Below are 20,284 nucleotides of genomic sequence, written 5' to 3'. Positions count from 1 at the left end.
AAAGGAAAAAATATGAAAGATAAAATTCCATTTCAAAATGTATTAGTTTACACATTATATTCAACTTTTAAATCATTTAGAAATTATTTATTTTCAATTATATTGCCTATTTTTATCGTTTTAGCAATATATTTAATAAAAACTTCTTTTGGACAAGACGATTTTTCAGAAAAATCTGGACAAATATATAATCTTTTGATTATACCTTTTACTTTTTCACTATTTGCTTTTTCTTCAACATTAGTTAACTGAAAAGAAAGTATATTAATAAAACAATCTAAATTTTTTTCAATAAGCAAAACTAATTTTTACTTTTCAATTTTTATTTCAATTTCTTTATTAACTTTAATTTCACTTATTTTTTCAATATTTTCACTATTTATAATTGATTACTTTTTAGAAATTAAAAATTTTACAGTAACATTTTGAAACATGGCAGGTTTTTATATAATTAAAGGAAATTTTTATGAATATTTAACTTTTCTATCTGCTATTATATTGTTAATATTATTTTTCACATTATATTTGTTTTTAATTTTTAACATTTCTTATATTACATCATTAAAAATAAAATCAATTGTTTTAATACAAGCAATAAACTTTGTTTTAATAATATTATTTTTTGGTCTAGCAGATGTTGCTTTAGATATAAATTTAGTTACAAATAAACGTGCGCAAATGATTTATAATATTTTTGGTTACTTAATACCTGCAAAATCATTTCAATGATTATTCATTTCCTTATTTACCAATACTACATTTGCAAATTATAATATATTAGAAACAATAGTTAGCCCTAACCTTGAAGTTCCTTACACATTCTTAACAAATAAAATTTGAATGATTTTGCCAACTACTCTATTTTTTTCTACAGTTTGAACTATAGCTTTTTTCATGCTAATTCAAATTTTTAATAAGAAAGGTATATGATAATGAAAAAAATACTAACTTTAGCAGCAACAATCACAATAGTTGCAAGTACTGTTTTCAATGTTGTTTCATGTAATATTGGAGATTCTTCGACAAGAGATTATTTGGAAACATTTGAAGATTTTGATTGATCAAAAGGCCAGACCCAAGATGGTGATGGATATAACTGAAAGTATGATGATTTTGTAAAAAATGGTATGAAACTTGAAAATTCACAACTTAATCAAATTTCTGGAATCCAGGGGCCTGTTGATAATATTTTTAATTATGATATTTATTCAACATCTTATAAAGGTGCTAATTTTGTTAAAAAACAAGCAACAACAGGAGCACCAGTTATTAAATCTTATAGACCTAATGGAAATAAATGATTAGACTTTGGCTTAAGTTCAAAAGCTAGAAAACATTCGTATATAAATTCAATTCTGAATTGAAACGATGGATCAGATTTAGATCTTTATTATAATCAAGCTTCTTATGATTTAAGAGGAAGAAATTATGTAGCCAAAAATAGTGTTAAATCTCAACAAAAAGATACATTTTTTAATATGTTTCATGATCCCTCAAATGCTTCTAGCTCTATGGTTGGAACTAAAAACCCTTTTGGTGGAAATCTATCTAATCTTTCATATATTCATGAAATGTACACATGGCCTGCAATTACAAATAAAGGATGAATTACAGCTTCATTTGCAGATTACACTGATTACATGCATAAAAATGGTATACCTGTACTAGGTCTATGGTACATGTCAGGGTGAGAAGATTTAACGCGTGAATCTTTAAAAAATCTTTTAGAAAAAAATTCCAAAGGAGATTTTAAAATAGTTGATATTTTAATTGAGCAATGTTTAAAGTATAATTTTGATGGTTGAATGATCAACAATGAAGCTAATGGATCTCAAGGTGATGGCTACGTCATTAAGAATTCTGAAATTAATGAAATAATGCATGATTTCAATAAGAGAGCAATTGATTTAGAGTCTGAATTGGGAAAAAGATTGCATATTGTATATTACACCAATGATGGAACGCTTGATTATGATCCTGTAAACAATAAACCATACTCAAAAAAAACAATTGATGCTGCAAGATATGCTAGTGAAATGCAACTCGATTTTACTATTACTAATGATGTTTCAAATTTTGAGACATACTTAAATAATATTTGAAATGGAGATGAATCTAAAAGAAAAACAATTTATTCACTTCTAAATGAAAGTACAAATATTCCAGGTGTTGGTAACTATGATGTAAGAAATTTGATATTTGAAAAAACAAAAGACGAAAATGGAAATATTAATGGTTTTGGAAAAGCTAATAACTCATTTTCAATTTTTGGTTCAGGTGGAGCAAATGAATATGCAAAGGATTTCAAAAATTACTATTTAAGTACTTCAAATAAAAAAAATGATGATTATAAAGTTTACTTAATGCAACAAGAAGTTTCAAATTTATATTCAGGATATCAATTCTTTGGATCAAATAGTTACTTAGAAAACAATGCTGATGGGTATGATAAATTAATTTCACAAGGTAAACAGTCAATTGCAGGAATTTATCAAAATGATCCTAGACTTAAATATGAAAAATTTGATAAAAAAAATAACACTATTTCATATGAATTTTCAATGGGCGATATAGGAAAAGAAAATGAAGGTAAAAAAATTAACAGTTATGGAATAGGAAATGTTTACTGAGAAAAAACAGTTGTTGCAGACAGCGTTATTTCAAATGACTATAGTCAGTTAGATTCTACTGAAGTTAAGGAAATTGAAAATGATCCAACTTTAGAAACTTATTTTTCTACTGGTTCTGGTATTCAATTTGTTAATAGAGATTTTAATGGGCTAAGAATAAATGATAAAATATATCCATGAACAAATTCAAGGTTAGCTGATGTTTCGCCAACTTATCAATGGGATTTTTGGTCAAGTAAAGAAAATCCTAATACAACTAAAGTTGTAACATCAGATGGAATTAAAAATGTAAGTAAAATTACTAATCAGGGTCAATTAACAGGATACTATGATTATTATGATGCATATCAAAAAGGAAATTCACTAGCAATAGGTATGGGATATGATTTTGATAAAGAAGGAACAGTAAAACCAGGAAACTGAGAAAATAATCCTTACTATTGAAATATAATGGGTTCTAATTTACAAAATAATGATTATACAGTTAGTTTTTATGTTAAGTCAACAGATGAAGATACAAATAAAGCTTCATCTAATGAAATGATAAAAAAAATTGCCGAAAATACCAAAATAACTGTAATAACTTCTGAGTTAACTTCTGAAAATGATGATGCTCAACCAATAGTTTTAGAATCAACAGTAGAAGAAAATCAAGATGGTTGATATAAAATATCTTCTGATTTATCAAAGTTAAATGGCATTTCAAAGGACAAAAGAATAGCAAAATTAGGAATAGAAATTAATCCTGGAGAAAATGGATCTGAGACACCGTTTATTTTTAATGTAGGTGGATTTAAGATTGACAAAAACAATACTGAACCGTATGAAGATATTCAAGATGAAATTGTTAATATTAAAAATGAATATATTGTAAAAAGAAAATCTTCAAAAAATAATATAAATATAAGATTTAATTGAAATGATAAAAACCAAGAAGCAGTTGATTATTATCAAGTATATTATTCAACAGATAAAAATAACTGATATAGAGTTGGTCAAACTTCACAAAACAGGTATTATCTAAGAGAATTAGATGAATCATCTAATGAAAATATTTATGTTGGTGTTCAACCTAAATATAAAAATGGAAAAATAGGAAAAATTAATTTTGCTGATTTCAGTACAAAATATAATTATAAATAGCTATTTAAATATAGAAAAATGGGAGTAGAGTACTTCCATTTTTTAAAATGTATTAATTTTAATACTTTTTAATACTTTCTTTATCTTGTCAGTTTTTAATCATTAATTCTTTTAATGATAAGGTTTGATTTTTTGACATTTAAAATTTAGTATTTATGTTATTTGGATTAATTAATTTAATTAATCCTAAACATGCATCACAAGGTGGGTAGATATAACTACTTCTTCCGATTGTTAAAATTGTTTGAATTTCTGTTTCGTTATTTTTGATCATTTGATAAGCAGCAGATCTTTCAGCACAAGTTCCAAGTGCACAATCCATAACAACAGAAACTCCTGTATAAATATTGTTATCTTTTGTTACAATTACGCAAGCAACAGCTCCAGCAGTAACTTTTTCTGTAACAAACTCTCGTCATACACTTTTTTTAGGAAATCTAATAAGTTTTCATAATTTATTATAAACTACCTCTTTGGAAATATATTTTAACACTAGATATCTTAAAAAAAATAATTTAAGTATAATTAAATGTATGAAACTACGAATTGATAGAGAAAATTGAAAGAAATCATATTTATATTTATTTATAAGCATTGGTATAGCATTATTTACTATTTTCATGGTAGGTACTTTTTTAGATGCACAAATTGCAAAAGAAATTTATCAAAAAGAATCATGTTTTGGTTATGCGTTTGATAAATTTGGGCAGTTAACATTTTTAATTCCAGTCAATTTTTGTATTGTTGGGATTATCATATGATTAGAAAATAAATACAAAGAATATTCAGTACAAACTTTTATTTTTAAAGTAGTTTATTTTACAGTAATTTATGCAGCAACTTTATTTTACTTGTTTACACCTTTAATGAGAAAAAATCAAAATCTACATATTCATGAACTAAGCGTTGATATTTTTAACACTATTGTATTTTGATTAATCTTTATAGCTACATCAATTTTTTATAAATTAAATGCAAACTTTACTGATCAAAAGAACTTTGCTTGAAAAGTGGGATTAGTAATTTGTTATATTATTGCAATCATATTAACAACAGAACTTTTAAAAAACATTTTTTCAAGACCAAGACCAATTACTACAAACATTTTAAATTCAGAAAGTGAAATAGATTTTAGGGAATGATGAAATATTACTTATACATATGGGTTTGGTAAAAACAAATCTTTCCCATCAGGACATACAACTAGTGCGATTACTATTTTGGGGCTAGCATTATTATTTAAGAAAGATTCATTATATTATTACGGAATAATTTTAATTTCTTTCATATTTGCAATTTTAGTTGGAACTTCAAGAATGATTTTAGGAAAACATTTCTTAACAGATATTACATTTGCAACAATTATTGCAGTTAGTTGATATTTACTATTTGAAAATTGTTTTTTTAAAACTAGTAAACAAAAAACTAGGAGGTAGTCATGAGTAATATTTTAGGATTAGATCTTGGAAGTAAAACAATTGGACTAGCTTCTTCAACAGGAACAGTTGCAAAAAAAGAAGTTAATTTAAAGTTTGAAGAATGAAACTTTGAAGCTGGAGTTGAAAGCTTAACAGAATTTATTAAAGATAGAACTTTTGATACTTTTGTTTTTGGTTATCCAAAAAACATGGATGGTAGTATTGGTGAACGCGCTGAAATGGTTGATTATTTTATTGAAGGCTTTTTAATATATAACCCACAAATAAAAGCAGATCAAATTATTCGTATTGATGAAAGAAGAACAACTAAAATGGCTAAATCAATTATGATAGAAGCAGGGTTGACACGCCAAAAACAAAAAGAGAATAAGGATACTTTAGCTGCACAGCTGATTTTAGAAACATATTTAGAAAAAATTAATAAATAATATAATTCACCTATTGATTAAGCATTCAATTATAGGTATTATTTTTATATTACAAATTAAACAAAAGGAGTACAAATGAAATTACACCCATTAGTAAAAGAAGTTTTATTTACTGAAGAACAAATTAAAGAAAGAACTATTGAAGTGGCTAAAGAAATTAAAGCCTATTATGAAGAAAACTATCAAAATGACAATTCAATTTTAGTAATAGGTTTATTAAAAGGATGCGTTCCATTTTATCAAACATTCTGCATGAACTTTGATTTCTTGATTGATATGGATTTCATGGTTGTTAGTTCATATTTAGGTGGAACAAAAAGTAATGGAGAACCAAAAATTAATTTAGATATTAATATGTCTGTTAAAGATCGTAATATTATAATTGTTGAAGATATTGTTGAATCTGGTTATACTTTAGAATTTGTACAAAAATATTTATTAAATAAATGTGCTAAGTCAGTTAAAATTTTAACAATGTTAGATAAACCAACAGAACGCAAGGTAGCTGTTAAACCAGATTGAACTTGTTTTACTATTCCAAAAAATTTCCTAATTGGATATGGATTAGATTATCAAGAAAAATTAAGAAACTTACCATATATTGCAGTTTGTGATACTGATAAACTAGCAGATTGAAAATGATAATGATGAAAGCATTTTGCTTTCATTTTTTTAATAAAATTTTAATTACATATTAAGGTGATGCTTTGATTAATTTAAGTTTACTAATTGAAGTTGATTTAGATCATAAAGAAATTAGAAATGTATTTGCAATGAATCCTAAAAATATAAGTGATACAATAAAGTTGTTAAATGATAAGAAGAAGTTACAAATGAGTCAAGAAATTAAAATGATTACAAAACAACTAACAGATCCTTTGAAAGTCACTACAACAAGAGTTAAAAATGTTAAACCAAAAGAAAATCGAATTAATTGAAAAGCAGAGTATTTTAAACTTAAAGCAGAATTTGATGAATTTAAAGAATTTGCAATCAATGTTATAAATGAATTAAGAGCTGAGAATGCAGTACTAAAAGCTGAGATTGCAGTGCTAAAAGCTGAGATTGCAGTGCTAAAAGCTGAGATTGTTGAACTAAAAGAACAGGTTAAATATTATCAAGACAAATATGAGCTAGTAACAAATAAATAATTTAATATTTTTTAGTAAAAGTAGTAATACTTTTATTTTTTATTTCTTAATAATATGTTGAAACTTATGAAAGGAATAAAGAATGAAAAAATTAATTACATTATTAGCTAGTGCAAGTTTATATATTATTGCATTAAGCACAGTAATATCTTGTACAGTTACACCACAACAGAAATAGACAAGTAAAACGAGAAAAATGAAACTAATCCCCTAAAACAAGTAAACCAGTTGATTTAACTACTTTTAATCTTTAAACTAATTTAAATTTTTCAAGTAGTGTAGATATAAATGAACAAATTATTAAAAATGAATTAATAATGATCAATCAAAATTTAGAATTAAAATGAGAATATTTAACAATAATCAATAACCAAGGTTTTTGACTAGTAAGTTTAAATGAAGAAATTTATATAAATCAAATTAAGTTGGACATTTCACAAAAAACAAATTCAAACACATTTGATCCTAATATTACGTTTAAAATAGTTGATGTAAATAAAACAAACATTTTAACAGCTTTTAAAACTAATAATCAAACATTAATAAATATATCACTTGAATGTGATTATAAAGATGACCAATGAGTGATCACAGTTGATAAATCTAATTTGTTATATGATGGAGAAATTATTATAAATATTCAATTAATTAAACATATTAGTGAAATAATTACTGAAACGATAATTAAAGTTAATGACATAAACTTACATGAAATAGAAGTAGAATGAATGATTAAAGAACAATATCTTGAACTTAGTAAAGTTAATTTAATCATAGAACAAATCGATGAAACTCATTGAACATTTATCATTTCAGAAGCAGGAATCCTTTATTATGGTAGTTGTACACTTTAATTCCATTAATAAATTTTTCTAAACTAATTAAGCACACTACATGTGTGCTTTTTACTAACACTATAATTGGTTGAGACAATAAGTAATTTAAACTATACTTATTTTTATTAAATAAACTAAATAAGTTTGTTTGGATAATTAAGGAGTTATATGAAAAAGTTATTAAGTATGTTAGGAGCAGTTTCACTAGCTGCAACAAGTTCAACTGTTGTGGAAATAATAAAGCTTCCAAAGGAAAAACTGATGTAAATAGATATGTTTTTGAATTTACTAAAATGGTAGAGCATGCTGAAGATAAAACACAAGAAGGTATTCAATTGCTACTTGATCAAACGTATGGTAAAAGGAAATGGAAGTTAAATTAGTGTATACAAGTTTGACTGATCATCCTGAACAAACAAATCCATACTACACATATCAAGTTAAACGTTTAAATAAAAAATACACGAGACTAGTTGTAGTTGAAATTAATGTTGTTAATAAACAACAATAGTTGTTAAAGAACACGCAATTAATGTAATAGAAGGTTTAAAAGATAAAACCTTTAAAGATGAAGATGCAATTATCTCAGCTTTAAAATTGCAATTAATGGATGTTGAATTTAAAATTACAAATCAAATTGAAGCTATAGTAAAAGATAATAAAAGCATATTTACTATATCAGCAACACCAATTCCAAGTAAAGGAAAAACTGATGCAATGTGAGCAGATTATACAAAAGGCACTTTAGAAATTAAAGATATTGAAGTTATCATAAATGGCGAAGTTTTAAGTGAATCAAAATAATTTAAAAATATCCAACTAAAATGATACAAAACCATTTTTTATTTTTCTAAAATATTAATGAGGAAATATACCTCGCAAAGGAAATACATATGAATCATTTATTATATTTGATGGCTAGCGCAACAATAGTTGTTGGTAGTTGTGCTAGTATGATATGTTGTAGTAAAAATCGAACAGAAATCAAAGTTAAAAAATAACTTAATGAAGTATTTAAAGAAGACTTCATCACTGTTCCTAATTGAATGGATTTAAATGAAGAAAATCTTTTAAATTTGATTCGTACTTTATACCCAGAGTTAAATAAAAGTAAATTAAGATTGGTGAGATTTTCACCTGGTTGAGAGTTATATGTAGATTAAAGCGATTTATATTATAAAGGCATAAATATTTTATGTTATTGTAGAAGAAAACCCAAATAGGAAAAAAGATTTAAGTGAAATTATTTTAAACCCAGAAATTATTTTAGCTAAAAATGAACAAGCCGCAGAAAATGTTATTTTAGCTAAAGTTTTAAGTTTATACCCTAAATTAGTTGATGCCAAATTAGAACTTGAATTAATAGCTTATAATAAATGGGAAATAAGACCAGCATTAACAGAACCAACAATATTCAGGTAGTGTAATTTTAGAAATAAAGTATTTTCAAGAAACATTAATTAATTTAAGAACTTTAATTCCAAGTCCTACAATGATTCAGTTAATGAGAATTTAGAAATTGGAATATTAAATAGTGTATATGATCAATTCCCATACTTACAATCAAGATTATATGTCTCAAAAATTGATGATGTAGGAATTGTGAAAGTAGATAAACTAGAAACACATCTATTTCAAGCTTTGCTTAAAGTTAATAAAAATGATGACAAATACTTTGGGAATACGTTAGTAAAGTATTATTGAAATGTAAATATAAAACAAGAGTTAAAAAATTAATTATTAACCCTCATTATATTATTACGAGAAAATGAAGAAATAATTAAAGAAAATATCTTAAATAAAATAATTAATAATTATCCTGTCTTAAAGATTGAAGATCTGATTTTAGAACTTCTACAAGACAATGAATGAAAATTAAGTGTAACAGAAGCTTGTATAGACTATAAAGGTAGTGTTGATTTGTATGTCACACAGTTTAAAGAAGAAGAAATACCTCAGCTTCCAGTCAACATTAGAACTTTAATTCCAAGTCCTACAATGATTACAGTTAAAGAGAATTCAAAAGAAGGAGTATTAGCAAGTATTTATTTAAAATATCCTGAATTAACTAATAGAATTTATGTGTCAGGAATTAAATTAGAAACAACTAATCTATATCAAGCTGTAATTAAAGTTAATAAAAATGATGATAAGTACTTTGAAAATACATTACTAAAATATTATTGAGATGATTAATTGAATAAAAACTAAAAGAGATAACTAAATCTCTTTTATTTTTGCTTTAATTTAGTTTAAAAATAGGATAATTATACAAAATAAAGCTTAAAAAATTTAATAAATTTTACATAAAAGACCCTTATAGGAATATTTTTCTTTATATAAAATGGTAGTAAAATAGTTCTTATTTACTATTAAAAAATAGAATATTCTAGGAGAACACAAAATAATGAAAAAATTATTAGGTATTTTAGCTGCAACTGGTATAGCAGCTAGTAGCGCGAGCCTAGTAGTAGCCTGTGGACCAAAAGATGAAACTGGAGCAGCTGTAGACTTAAGTAAAGCACTTAATGGATACACTGCTACAAATGACACTGATTAGCAGGAGATTATTAGCAAATTACAAAAAGTTAAGGGATTAGAAAAACTTGATAAAAAATAAATAGCAGTTGTTACAACAGTTGCAACTGCAGACGCTAAGAGAAGTGTATGTTTCATGCAACTGACGAAGCAACATTGATTTCAGGGGAAATCGTATAAAACATTGGAGAAACACAACCAGTTGATTTATCAACAGCATTAAAAGATGTTTACTTTATAAAAAACCAAGTGATCAAGATGTTATTGATGCTTTAAGACAAATTAAAGGATTAAAACATTTAGAAGCAAATGAAGTTGATTTGATTTATCTTCATTAACTGAAAAACCTGGAACAAGAAACGGTGAATCTACAATAAAATCAACTAAAGGAATTTACACTGTGAAGTTTAAGCAACAACTTCAGCTAAAATTGTTACAGGTAAGGGAAACATTATTGTTGACTTATCAGTAATTAGTTTAGAAAGTTTAAAAGACAAAGTTACAGGATTAACTGACAAATCAACTGATGAAGAAATTGCAGCAGCAATTAATCAAGCTTGAAAAACAGCAAACCAGATTCTAAAAAATAATTACTAAAGATGATGTAACAATTACAAGAAAAGAAGGTAAAGTTGGAGATCAAAATTCAATTACTGTTACAGCAAAAGACAGTAATAAAAAAGTATCAGGAAGTGTTGAAATTAAAACTGATGCTTTAGCAAAAATTAATTTAAAAAGAAGCTTTAAGCGACTTAACTTTACAAACACCAACAACTACATATACAGAATTAACAAAAATTCCTTGATATGAAGAACAAATCTTAAATCACATTAATACTAAATATTCTAAGGTATTAACTGAAGGAACAAAAATTGCACGAACTGATTTAACAATTACATAATCAAAAGCATCAAATTAGTGAAGTAGGTACTTTAACTGTTACAGCTAAAGGTTATACAGCTGCAAGTTTATTTGAAGGTGAAACTGGTTGAGGAAGTAAAACTACACTTCCAGTAGCAGAAGAATCAAAATTAGTAACTGGAACAGCTGACTTAGCAATTCCAACATTACCAAAATTAGATTTAACAAAATTATTAGCAGCTAATCAAACAGTTACAAATGATACAACTAATGAAGAAATCAATGCTATCATTAACAAAGCTATTGCTGGTGAAGGTCAAACAGATCCAGAAGCATCAGTAAAAGCAACAGCAAGTGTTCAAATTACTGCAGCTGACTTAGACATTACTAAAACACTTCAACTTCAAAAGCAGAAGGTTCAATCGTTGTTAAAGCAAAACCAACTTCAAAATTAATTGAAGGTGAAGTAAAATTAACAATTGCAAAAATTACAAAGAAAAACTTACAAGATTGAAATAAAGGTGGAGCAAATACTTCATTCGCTTTATATAAACCAAAAAATAGATCAACAGAAGCTTCAATTCAAGCAGAAGTTTTATAATTAATTCAAAAACAAAAAGGTTTATCAGTAGTTACTGCTAATGATGAAACATTACAGTTACTCTTTCATCAAAACCTGCAACAGATTCAGTTAGAGCTGAATTAGAAGAAAAATACTGAGATATTAATATTCAAGCTAAATTAACTTCAGAATACTTAATTGGATCAATGTAAATGAATAAAAAAGAAGCCGCAGCACCTATTGATGTTACTACATTGGTTTCAGCAATTAATGCCTTAGCTGGTCAAACTTTTGCTGATAAAGCAGCCTTACAAATAAAAGTTACTGAATTAGTTGGCACATTAGAAGTAACAGCTACAGTTAATGATAAAACTGCTGGTGGTGATGCAACAAATGATACAACTTTTGAAGTTGTTATTGCACCAAAAACTGCTGGAACTTCTTTAACAGGATATACTCAAGCAATTGAATTAACTGTTAAAATTGGTGCAAATGAAGTTAATATTGTTAAAGCTTTATGTGAATTAGATAATCATCAAGATGCAACAATTATTGCTGCGTTTAATAAATTAAATCTAGAACATACTGTTTCAGATACAACAGTTGTTTCTGCAAAAACAACTACATCTCTACTTTAACTGATGGAACAACAATTTATGACGTAACATTTACAATTAAAGCTGCTAATGAAAAAGTTCAATTATCATCAAAATTTGCTGAACATGATTTAAAAGTTCAATTAATTGCAACAAAAAACTCTTTAGAAGCAATTAGAACTTTAATAACAACTTAGGTTAATGAAAAAAATGATGGAGCTGATACTAGTAAATTTGATATTGTTTTAAAAGGTGAAACTGAAGAAACTGATCCAACAATTGTTGCTGAAGTTAAAACAGCAGTTGTTACAATGACAAGTGAACCAGCTAAAACTGAAGGTTCAGTAACTTTAACAATTACTAAGTTTGACGATAACTCAAATAGTGGTAGTGGTGAAGGAAGCGAAACTCAAGTTACTGCATTCCATTCAACCTATCAAACAAATACTTTAACTAATTAGTTAAGATATTTAAAAACTATAATTAAAGACACATTGAGTCTTTTTTTGTATTTATGTTAAAATCTAATTATGAAAAAATATAAACCATTTTATAAAAACTGAATTTGATACTATCATTTAGTTGCTTGTTTATTATTTATTGGCTTTTTAAGTTGAGGATTTTATTTATCAAGTTTTGTTGAGCATTGATATAGTGATAATGCATTTACTAATTATGATATCTTAGTTAGTTTCTTTTCTGTGCAAGTTAATTTAATGACGATTGTATGATTAATTGTTTATATTATTAACTTTGATAAAAAAGAAAAACATGGGATTATAACTGATCGTTTTAGAATGGTTATTATGAATTGAAACATGCTAGTGTTTTTAATCTTTTGAATGGGTGTTGTTTATTATATTAAAACAGGAGAAGACAGTATTGTTAATTACTCTACTAATCAAATCATTTGTACAATAGTTACTCATATGATCTGCCCTATTATGTTATTTATTATTTATCAATTTAGTATGGGTAATGAACAATACTCATATAACTTTTATAAAAAGTGAGATATCTATTTAGTATTTATATATGCAGCTAGTTATTTAGCTTATGTATATGTTAGAGGAGAGTTATATTTAGCTAGTGGAAAAAAGATTGGGTTATATCCTTATCCATTTGTTGACTTTCAATATCTGTTTATTGGTAATTCAGTTATTTTATATGTATTGTATTTAATTATTGCTTTTTTTATTTGATTCTCATTACATCATTTATGATTAGTTTATAATAATAACTTAATTTATCGTATTAAAGAACGTAAAAGAATTGTGTGTTCGGTTTAGAAAAAAAGTGTCATATTTTTGGGTGAAATAGAACCAAAAATGTGACATTTTTTTTTTTTTTTGTAAATTCACAAGATAGTTAACATTTTTTGTCCACTTTTATATACAATAAACTTAACAACTTTAATATGAAAAAACTTATACATGGTAACATAATGGGTTACTGATCCGCCTTAAGACCGATCTTGAGACTATAAGGATAAAATAGGTTTTTTGCATAAAAATGCAAGACCTTTTTTATTAAGATTTTTTTAATGGGGTTGATTAATTTAAAAGGGGCAAATATATGAAAAAATTATTGGGATTTCTTGCTGCAGTGACATTAGCTACAAATGGGGTTATTTTAGCTGTGTCATGTAGTAATGATGTAGATGATAAAAAAACTGACTTAAGTAAGGTTATAAACGTAAAAGACTTAGGTAAATTAACTGATGCTAAAGAAGCAACTGTTAAAGCAGCTTTAAAAGCAAAAAACACTACTTTAAACACAGATGAAATTAAATTAACTATTACTGCATTAAAAGCAGCTGAAGTTAAAAACTATACTGTGATTGTTGAACCAAAAACTGATTCAACAGTTTATTCAGGTAAAGTTGAAGGGATTAAATTTAATACTGAAACAGGTGTAGATGATGTAAAATTATCTAAATCAGTTATTGATGATGAATTAGCAAATTTAAGAAAAAACACATATGCATCAAATGAAGATGCAATTAAAGCAATTAAAGCAGTTTCAAGCGAAGGTTTTGAAGTTAAAGATGCAACAGTTAAATCAGCTGACTCAGTTAGAAGTTTTGCTGATCAAGCATTTGATGTAACTGTAGTGGCTAAATCAGGTTATGTTTTAGATGGATTTGATGGTAAAACAAGTGTTACTTTATCAATTGGTAAAGCAGATGTTGCAGTAGTTAGAGATACTGTTGTAGCAGAATTAGAAAAAGAAGTTAAAGATCAAGAGTTTGCATCTTTACAAGCAGCTATTGATAAAGTTCAAACAAAATCAATTACTGGAATTAAATCAATTACAGCAGTTGAAAAACAAGCTCGAAGAAGCTCAGAAGATAAAAACTTAGAAGTTAGTGTTGTAGCAGCTGCTGGATACACTTTAGGTGATTGAGATGGTAAAACTGTAATTGGTGTTAAAGTAACTGTTGCGCCAACATTAAAAGATTTATCAACAGATTTAACTGTTAATGCTTTGGGTGAATTAAAAGATAAATCAGAAGCAACAATTTTAGCTGAAATTAAAACAAAAAATTCAAATGTTGCTGAAGCTGAATTAGTAATTACAGATATTACTGATACAGGTGCAAAAATTGGAGTTAAAGAAAATTCAACTGTTTATAATGCTTTAACTAATCCAATTCAAGTTACTTTTACAATTAAAAAAGCTGATGAAAAAGTTAAAACAGCTGATGTTAAAACAGCTATTGATAATGTAGTAAGCGCAAGTGGGCAAGTATATGAAAATTCAGATGCTGCTAAAACAGCTATTGAAGGTGTTTTAACTGATGCTGCTTGAAAAGATAAAGTAACAGGAAATGTTAATGTAAGTGTTGATCAAAGCAATGAAGCAAAAGGAAGCTATTCAGTTGTATTAACAGCTAAAACAGGATTTGCATTAAATGGTGAAGCAACAATATCAGGAAGCTTTACAATTAAAAAAGCTGATGAAAAAGTTAAAACAGCTGATGTTAAAACAGCTATTGATAATGTAGTAAGCGCAAGTGGGCAAGTATATGAAAATTCAGATGCTGCTAAAACAGCTATTGAAGGTGTTTTAACTGATGCTGCTTGAAAAGATAAAGTAACAGGAAATGTTAATGTAAGTGTTGATCAAAGCAATGAAACAAAAGGAAGTTATTCAGTTGTATTAACAGCTAAAACAGGATTTGCATTAAATGGTGAAGCAACAATATCAGGAAGCTTTACAATTAAAAAAGCTGATGAAAAAGTTAAAACAGCTGATGTTAAAACAGCTATTGATAATGTAATAAGCGCAAGTGGGCAAGTATATGAAAATTCAGATGCTGCTAAAACAGCTATTGAAGGTGTTTTAACTGATGCTGCTTGAAAAGATAAAGTAACAGGAAATGTTAATGTAAGTGTTGATCAAAGCAATGAAACAAAAGGAAGTTATTCAGTTGTATTAACAGCTAAAACAGGATTTGCATTAAATGGTGAAGCAACAATATCAGGAAGCTTTACAATTAAAAAAGCTGATGAAAAAGTTAAAACAGCTGATGTTAAAACAGCTATTGATAATGTAATAAGCGCAAGTGGGCAAGTATATGAAAATTCAGATGCTGCTAAAACAGCTATTGAAGGTGTTTTAACTGATGCTGCTTGAAAAGATAAAGTAACAGGAAATGTTAATGTAAGTGTTGATCAAAGCAATGAAACAAAAGGAAGTTATTCAGTTGTATTAACAGCTAAAACAGGATTTGCATTAAATGGTGAAGCAACAATATCAGGAAGCTTTACAATTAAAAAAGCTGATACAAGAAATGAATTATCAACTGCTATTCAAATAACTGCATTAGGAGACATTGAAGTAGCTCATGATGCAGCATTGTCAGCACAAGACATTTTAAAAGCATTAGTTGATAAAAATTTAGGTTTAAATACAACAGATTTAAGTGTTGAAGGAACTTTATCAAATGATTCAACATCAGCTACAATTAAAGCTGGTGAAAATTCAATATATAAAGATACAAATGGACAAGGTGTTATTGTTACTTTTACTGTAAAAGTACTGTAAAAGTTGCTGATACTCCAATTACAATTGAATCAGTTAAAGACGCAGTTGGTGATATTAAAGATAAAGCTGATTTAGTCGCTGTTAATACAGAATTAGAATCAAAATTAAGTAGTGCAACTGATGGTAGTGTATTAAAAAATATTTCTTCATTATCAGCATCATTAAAAGCTGGTTTACAAACTGATGTAACAGTTACAGCAGTTGAAAAAGAAGGATACAAATTAGATTCAACTACTTTTGATATTACTGGTGCAATTAAAGCATCTGATACAAGAAAAGAATTATCAGTTTTCTTAAAAGACGCTAATGCGAAAACTGTAACTATTGATTCAGAAACTAACAATACAAAAGAATATATTGAAGGTGTAATTCCAAATCTGTTTAATAGTGTTGTAAAAGATACTGATTATACAATTGGAACTATAACAATTCCAAATAAAGTAAATGAAACTAACAAAACTTTAACAGTTACAGTTACTGGAAAAGATGGATCAACATTAGTTACAAAAGATACAATTGTTCAAATTACAGTTAATTTATATGTATAAACCAGTAGATACAAAAAAAGAATTATCAACACAGTTTTAACAAATAAAGCTTTAGGAACATTTGATGCAAAACCAACAGCTGAGCAAATTATTGAAAGAGCAGTTGATTTAAACTCAGGTTTAAATAAAGATGAAATTGAAGTAACTGGAGAAATTACAACAACAGGTGCGACAATTTCTGTTAAATCTGAAAGTACTGTTTATAAAGGCGGTGCAGTTCCTGTAACTTTTAGTGTAGAAACTAGAGTTGAGTTAGCAAATGATTTAGCTACAAAGGATTTAGGAAATATTGATCTAAAAGAAACAAGTAAAACTCCTTCTAAAAAACAAGTTTTAGCAGTTTTAAAAACTGACTCAGTTAACTCAAACTTAAATGTTTCAGACATTAATATAAATAAATATTATAACAACTGGTGCAAAAGTAACAGTTAATGCTAATAGCAAAGTTTACAATCAAGGTTCAATCGATGTTATATTTACAGTTTCAAATCCACAAGTTGATAAAGTTAATTTAGCAACAAAAGTTGGTGCTAACGCTTCTGTAAATGTTGCAAGTGATGCAGATGAAACAGCAATTAAATCAGCAGTTCAAGGATTGTTAACAGAAAAAGGTATTAATGCAGAAGATGTTAAAATTAGTATTAGTGGAAATACAGCAACAATTACTCCAGTAGCTAATTCAACAATATATGATGGATCAGCAACTGTTTCAATTGTTAACAATAAAATATTTAAAACAATGTTTTAAATTAAACATTGTTTTATTTTTTATTTAAAACAAAATTAAAAAATTTATAAATATGAAAAGAGGTTATTTAAATGATATCTAAAATAACAATATACAATTATAAAAAATAGAAGAAGCAACATTTCACTTTAAAAAAATAAATTCGTTGATGGGAAAAAATAATTCTGAAAAAATAACAATTTTACAAGCTTTAAATGATTTATTTAGTTATTTTTCAAAAAATAAAACAAATTTAACTAAGTTTAAATTTTTGTTTGATAATAAAAAAGAATTTGTTTTAGAATTTAATATTAATGAAACCTTACCAAATTATGATAATGAAAAAGAATATAATGAAATTAAAACAAGTTTTGTGGCAAACAATTTAATTTTTATTGAATCAGAAAATATAGATTATACAAGCACTATTAATAATGTTGTAAATAATTATTTTTACAACAGAATAGATATGACAACAAATTAAAAGAAGCATATAATTTATTAAACAAAGCTTTTCAAGAAAGTATTTTTGAAATTTCTAATAATTTTATGAAAGAAGATATCTTTGCATTTGAAGATAAAGAAACTATTCGTAAAAATTTTAATTTAAGTTCTTCTTCTCACTTAATAAAATCATATAAAATAATTAAACCAAAATTAAATGATGATGAAAATATTGAATTAATAGGGTCAGGTATAAAGAAAAATTTAATATATTCTTTATTGTGCATGAATTCTAAAATGCAAAATACAACTTTATTAATTGATGAAGTTGTAAATAATTTATCTTTAAATAAAATTGAGTTAATACTTACAAAAATCTTATCAAATAATTACAATCAAATTATACTTTCTACTCATTCACCTATTGTAATGAATATTTTAGCAAAGACAAAATTTGAAGAAACTGAGTTTATATTTACTGAAGAAAATGAAGATAATAAAAATCAAAACTTTGTAATAAATTGTTTGCTATTAGATTTGTTCAGTTTTATAACATAATCTAAACCTGATTATTATATTTTTGTAGAATCGAATGAAGATATGAGTGTGCTTAAAAATATATTAAATAATTACTGCGCAGATATTGATGAATATAAGAAGAAAAAAGTTTTCTTTATTCCGTTGAATGGAGCAGAAAACTTTAAAAATGTTTTGATTAAAAATCAAATTCTTTTAAATTCGAATATACCAGTTTTAAAAATTTTGAATGGTGATAAAAATGAAGAACAGTACACAAAAAAGAAGAAAATAAAACTGTTTATTGTTTAAAAAGAAAATGTTTAGAATTTTATTTAGATTTTTCAAAGCTAGAAAACTATGAACTTATTAAATGTCATGAAGAATTTGAAAAAGCAATTTTTAATACAACAAATACAGGAACAGGCGACATAATTCAAAAAAATCATGCATGAAAAGATAGAGGGAAAAACTGAATCATAATGTAAACAATCCATTAGTTTTAGAGTTAGAAAAAGTTTTTAAAGATTTTATAAAATAAATTTGTAGATTTTAATTTAATTATTTTTTGCATTATTTAATGATTATCATTGCATTTTTGAAGATCTAGAATTTGACAATAATGTTTATTTGCTTGAAAATATATTAACTATATTTTAACTTTAGTTTTTATAAAAAGTTGTTCATTGATTTTTAGTATTACAATTTTAAAAAACTTAAAATAATTTAAAAGATAAGGTCTTTTTGTATATTAGATACACTGATTTATTAAAATTATAAGACAAGCACGTTGTTTTTGATTTACTCTCTTATGCTATAATCACTGTGTAATTAAGGAGTAATTAAAATGCATAATTTATATGGAAGTAATTTAATTAATAACTTTACAAAATATTATGCTAGTCCATTTGATCAATATATTAAAGCTAATTTTAATTAAATCACTGATTATGTTTGTATCATTGATAAAGTTAAAGCTGATGCGTTTATTGTTGTTTCAAATGATTTATTAAAATTAAATATTAAACAAGTAAATAACATTACAAACAATCATTATAACATTGCTTGAATTAATTTTTCAAACAAGTTAGGAAATCAAAATCATCAAATATTAATAAATAATGATTTTAAACTTTTGCATGTTTATCAAGTAATGTTATTAAACACTGATACATGAGCAATTAATGATAGTTTAAATAATCCATTAATTAATAGTAGTTGAAACTCAAACTGAAGTTGATATTTTTACTGACATTATTAAAAACACCTTTAATTTAGAAACAATTGATTTGGATAAATATCATCCAATTCATGAATATAACTTAGCAAGTCAAGTTAACCATATGATCTTAATTAAAGATGAACATGATCAATATGTTGGTACTGGTAACATCTATTTTGATGCTGAACATTTGATTATTGATGATATTTCAGTATTAGTAGAAGCAAGAGGTAAAGGGCTTGCTAAAATGTTTATGTTTATTTAATCTCATATGCTAAACAAATGAATAAGTCTGAAGTGTTATTATTTGGAACAGAAGATGGTACACTAATGTATGAGAAAATTGGGTTTAAACTAATTTATACTTATATGGAAGTGCTTTATAAAAGCATAACAAAGATTAATTAAAGGTTGCCAATTTTAATTAGTATCCTTTTTAAATATTGTTATATTACTAATTTAGTATTAAAATATTTTATACTTTATATATTATAATAACCCTTTTAGTTTGATTTTTATGTAAAATTAAAATATTAACAATCTTATGTTTTACTAAAATATATCTTTTTTAAAGTTTAAAAATTTAATCAGC

24 protein-coding genes and 1 riboswitch are annotated in these 20,284 nt (G+C 25.8%); of the genes, 20 read left to right on the top strand and 4 right to left on the bottom strand.

Translation table 4 applies throughout. From position 1 onward, the window contains the following. Positions 1–12: 12 nt before the first annotated feature. The gene (locus tag EMELA_RS03145) at positions 13–933 is read left to right on the top strand and encodes a hypothetical protein (RefSeq protein WP_028124253.1); all 921 of its coding nucleotides are present in this window, start codon (positions 13–15) and stop codon (positions 931–933) included. After that, positions 933–3,773: an endo-beta-N-acetylglucosaminidase gene (locus EMELA_RS03140; RefSeq protein WP_156932116.1), complete on the top strand. Its 2,841-nt coding sequence runs from the start codon at positions 933–935 to the stop codon at positions 3,771–3,773. Before EMELA_RS03145 ends, EMELA_RS03140 begins: the two co-directional genes overlap by 1 nt. Before the next feature lie 139 nt (positions 3,774–3,912). Here EMELA_RS03140 and EMELA_RS03135 read toward each other — a convergent pair whose 3' ends face one another. Then, positions 3,913–4,266, bottom strand: coding sequence for a hypothetical protein (locus EMELA_RS03135; RefSeq protein WP_169733546.1), 354 nt, complete (start codon positions 4,264–4,266; stop codon positions 3,913–3,915). 40 nt (positions 4,267–4,306) lie between these two features. On the opposite strand from EMELA_RS03135, the gene EMELA_RS03130 reads away from it, so the two are divergent. The 10 genes from EMELA_RS03130 (at position 4,307) to EMELA_RS04540 (ending at position 10,187) form a co-directional block, all read left to right on the top strand. Continuing rightward, positions 4,307–5,209 (top strand): phosphatase PAP2 family protein, encoded by a 903-nt coding sequence (locus tag EMELA_RS03130; protein WP_084485305.1) that lies wholly within the window; start codon positions 4,307–4,309, stop codon positions 5,207–5,209. Positions 5,210–5,211: 2 nt separating this feature from the next. Continuing rightward, positions 5,212–5,640 (top strand): Holliday junction resolvase RuvX, encoded by a 429-nt coding sequence (gene ruvX / locus EMELA_RS03125; protein ID WP_028124249.1) that lies wholly within the window; start codon positions 5,212–5,214, stop codon positions 5,638–5,640. Between the two features lie 75 nt (positions 5,641–5,715). Beyond that, the gene (hpt, locus tag EMELA_RS03120) at positions 5,716–6,285 is read left to right on the top strand and encodes a hypoxanthine phosphoribosyltransferase (protein ID WP_034971194.1); all 570 of its coding nucleotides are present in this window, start codon (positions 5,716–5,718) and stop codon (positions 6,283–6,285) included. 62 nt (positions 6,286–6,347) lie between these two features. Continuing rightward, positions 6,348–6,791 (top strand): hypothetical protein, encoded by a 444-nt coding sequence (locus EMELA_RS03115; protein ID WP_028124247.1) that lies wholly within the window; start codon positions 6,348–6,350, stop codon positions 6,789–6,791. A 317-nt stretch (positions 6,792–7,108) separates the two neighbouring features. Further along, entirely contained in the window at positions 7,109–7,645 is a 537-nt protein-coding gene (locus EMELA_RS03110) for a hypothetical protein (RefSeq protein ID WP_028124246.1), read from the top strand. A gap of 150 nt (positions 7,646–7,795) precedes the next feature. Beyond that, positions 7,796–7,894, top strand: coding sequence for a lipoprotein (locus EMELA_RS04975; protein ID WP_169733545.1), 99 nt, complete (start codon positions 7,796–7,798; stop codon positions 7,892–7,894). 100 nt (positions 7,895–7,994) lie between these two features. Next, positions 7,995–8,138: a hypothetical protein gene (locus EMELA_RS04545; RefSeq protein WP_156932115.1), complete on the top strand. Its 144-nt coding sequence runs from the start codon at positions 7,995–7,997 to the stop codon at positions 8,136–8,138. Positions 8,139–8,233: 95 nt separating this feature from the next. Beyond that, a complete protein-coding gene (locus tag EMELA_RS03105; RefSeq protein WP_028124245.1) occupies positions 8,234–8,431 on the top strand; it encodes a hypothetical protein in 198 nt (65 codons plus the stop codon). 1,116 nt (positions 8,432–9,547) lie between these two features. Continuing rightward, positions 9,548–9,823: a hypothetical protein gene (locus EMELA_RS03100; RefSeq protein WP_028124244.1), complete on the top strand. Its 276-nt coding sequence runs from the start codon at positions 9,548–9,550 to the stop codon at positions 9,821–9,823. Positions 9,824–10,034: 211 nt separating this feature from the next. Further along, the gene (locus EMELA_RS04540) at positions 10,035–10,187 is read left to right on the top strand and encodes a lipoprotein (protein WP_156932114.1); all 153 of its coding nucleotides are present in this window, start codon (positions 10,035–10,037) and stop codon (positions 10,185–10,187) included. 931 nt (positions 10,188–11,118) lie between these two features. Here EMELA_RS04540 and EMELA_RS03090 read toward each other — a convergent pair. Further along, complete coding sequence (locus EMELA_RS03090; RefSeq protein ID WP_028124242.1) at positions 11,119–11,412, bottom strand: hypothetical protein; 294 nt, start codon at positions 11,410–11,412, stop codon at positions 11,119–11,121. A 389-nt stretch (positions 11,413–11,801) separates the two neighbouring features. Between EMELA_RS03090 and EMELA_RS03085 the strand changes: the two genes are divergently transcribed. The 4 genes from EMELA_RS03085 to EMELA_RS03075 all read left to right on the top strand — a co-directional run bounded on the left by EMELA_RS03085 (position 11,802) and on the right by EMELA_RS03075 (position 16,235). Further along, on the top strand, positions 11,802–12,227 hold the full coding sequence (locus tag EMELA_RS03085) for a hypothetical protein (protein ID WP_028124241.1): 426 nt from the start codon (positions 11,802–11,804) through the stop codon (positions 12,225–12,227). A gap of 269 nt (positions 12,228–12,496) precedes the next feature. Beyond that, on the top strand, positions 12,497–12,646 hold the full coding sequence (locus tag EMELA_RS04535; RefSeq protein WP_156932113.1) for a hypothetical protein: 150 nt from the start codon (positions 12,497–12,499) through the stop codon (positions 12,644–12,646). Positions 12,647–12,715: 69 nt separating this feature from the next. After that, positions 12,716–13,474, top strand: a complete 759-nt coding sequence (locus EMELA_RS03080; RefSeq protein WP_051584609.1) for a hypothetical protein — start codon at positions 12,716–12,718, stop codon at positions 13,472–13,474. Positions 13,475–13,610: 136 nt separating this feature from the next. Then, positions 13,611–13,673: riboswitch (nucleoside riboswitch) on the top strand. An 87-nt stretch (positions 13,674–13,760) separates the two neighbouring features. Further along, a complete protein-coding gene (locus EMELA_RS03075) occupies positions 13,761–16,235 on the top strand; it encodes a lipoprotein (protein WP_100608976.1) in 2,475 nt (824 codons plus the stop codon). Here EMELA_RS03075 and EMELA_RS03070 read toward each other — a convergent pair. Both EMELA_RS03070 and EMELA_RS03060 read right to left on the bottom strand, forming a co-directional pair. Further along, complete coding sequence (locus EMELA_RS03070; protein ID WP_028124542.1) at positions 16,216–16,578, bottom strand: hypothetical protein; 363 nt, start codon at positions 16,576–16,578, stop codon at positions 16,216–16,218. The genes EMELA_RS03075 and EMELA_RS03070 overlap by 20 nt on opposite strands. Before the next feature lie 652 nt (positions 16,579–17,230). Further along, complete coding sequence (locus EMELA_RS03060; protein ID WP_028124540.1) at positions 17,231–17,506, bottom strand: hypothetical protein; 276 nt, start codon at positions 17,504–17,506, stop codon at positions 17,231–17,233. 173 nt (positions 17,507–17,679) lie between these two features. Here EMELA_RS03060 and EMELA_RS03055 point away from each other — a divergent pair, with 173 nt between their 5' ends. The 4 genes from EMELA_RS03055 (at position 17,680) to EMELA_RS03040 (ending at position 19,957) form a co-directional block, all read left to right on the top strand. Then, the gene (locus EMELA_RS03055) at positions 17,680–17,994 is read left to right on the top strand and encodes a hypothetical protein (protein WP_028124539.1); all 315 of its coding nucleotides are present in this window, start codon (positions 17,680–17,682) and stop codon (positions 17,992–17,994) included. A gap of 65 nt (positions 17,995–18,059) precedes the next feature. Continuing rightward, complete coding sequence (locus EMELA_RS03050) at positions 18,060–18,512, top strand: AAA family ATPase (RefSeq protein WP_028124538.1); 453 nt, start codon at positions 18,060–18,062, stop codon at positions 18,510–18,512. Positions 18,513–18,560: 48 nt separating this feature from the next. After that, positions 18,561–18,782 carry a hypothetical protein gene (locus EMELA_RS03045; RefSeq protein ID WP_156932138.1) on the top strand — a complete coding sequence of 74 codons (222 nt, stop codon included), beginning with the start codon at positions 18,561–18,563 and terminating at the stop codon, positions 18,780–18,782. 977 nt (positions 18,783–19,759) lie between these two features. Next, the gene (locus tag EMELA_RS03040) at positions 19,760–19,957 is read left to right on the top strand and encodes a GNAT family N-acetyltransferase (RefSeq protein ID WP_028124536.1); all 198 of its coding nucleotides are present in this window, start codon (positions 19,760–19,762) and stop codon (positions 19,955–19,957) included. Positions 19,958–20,284: the final 327 nt, after the last annotated feature.

It is taken from the genome of Mesoplasma melaleucae, from assembly GCF_002804105.1.
GTDB lineage: Bacteria > Bacillota_I > Bacilli_A > Mycoplasmatales > Mycoplasmataceae > Mesoplasma > Mesoplasma melaleucae.
This window is presented reverse-complemented; position numbering and strand designations above follow the sequence as displayed.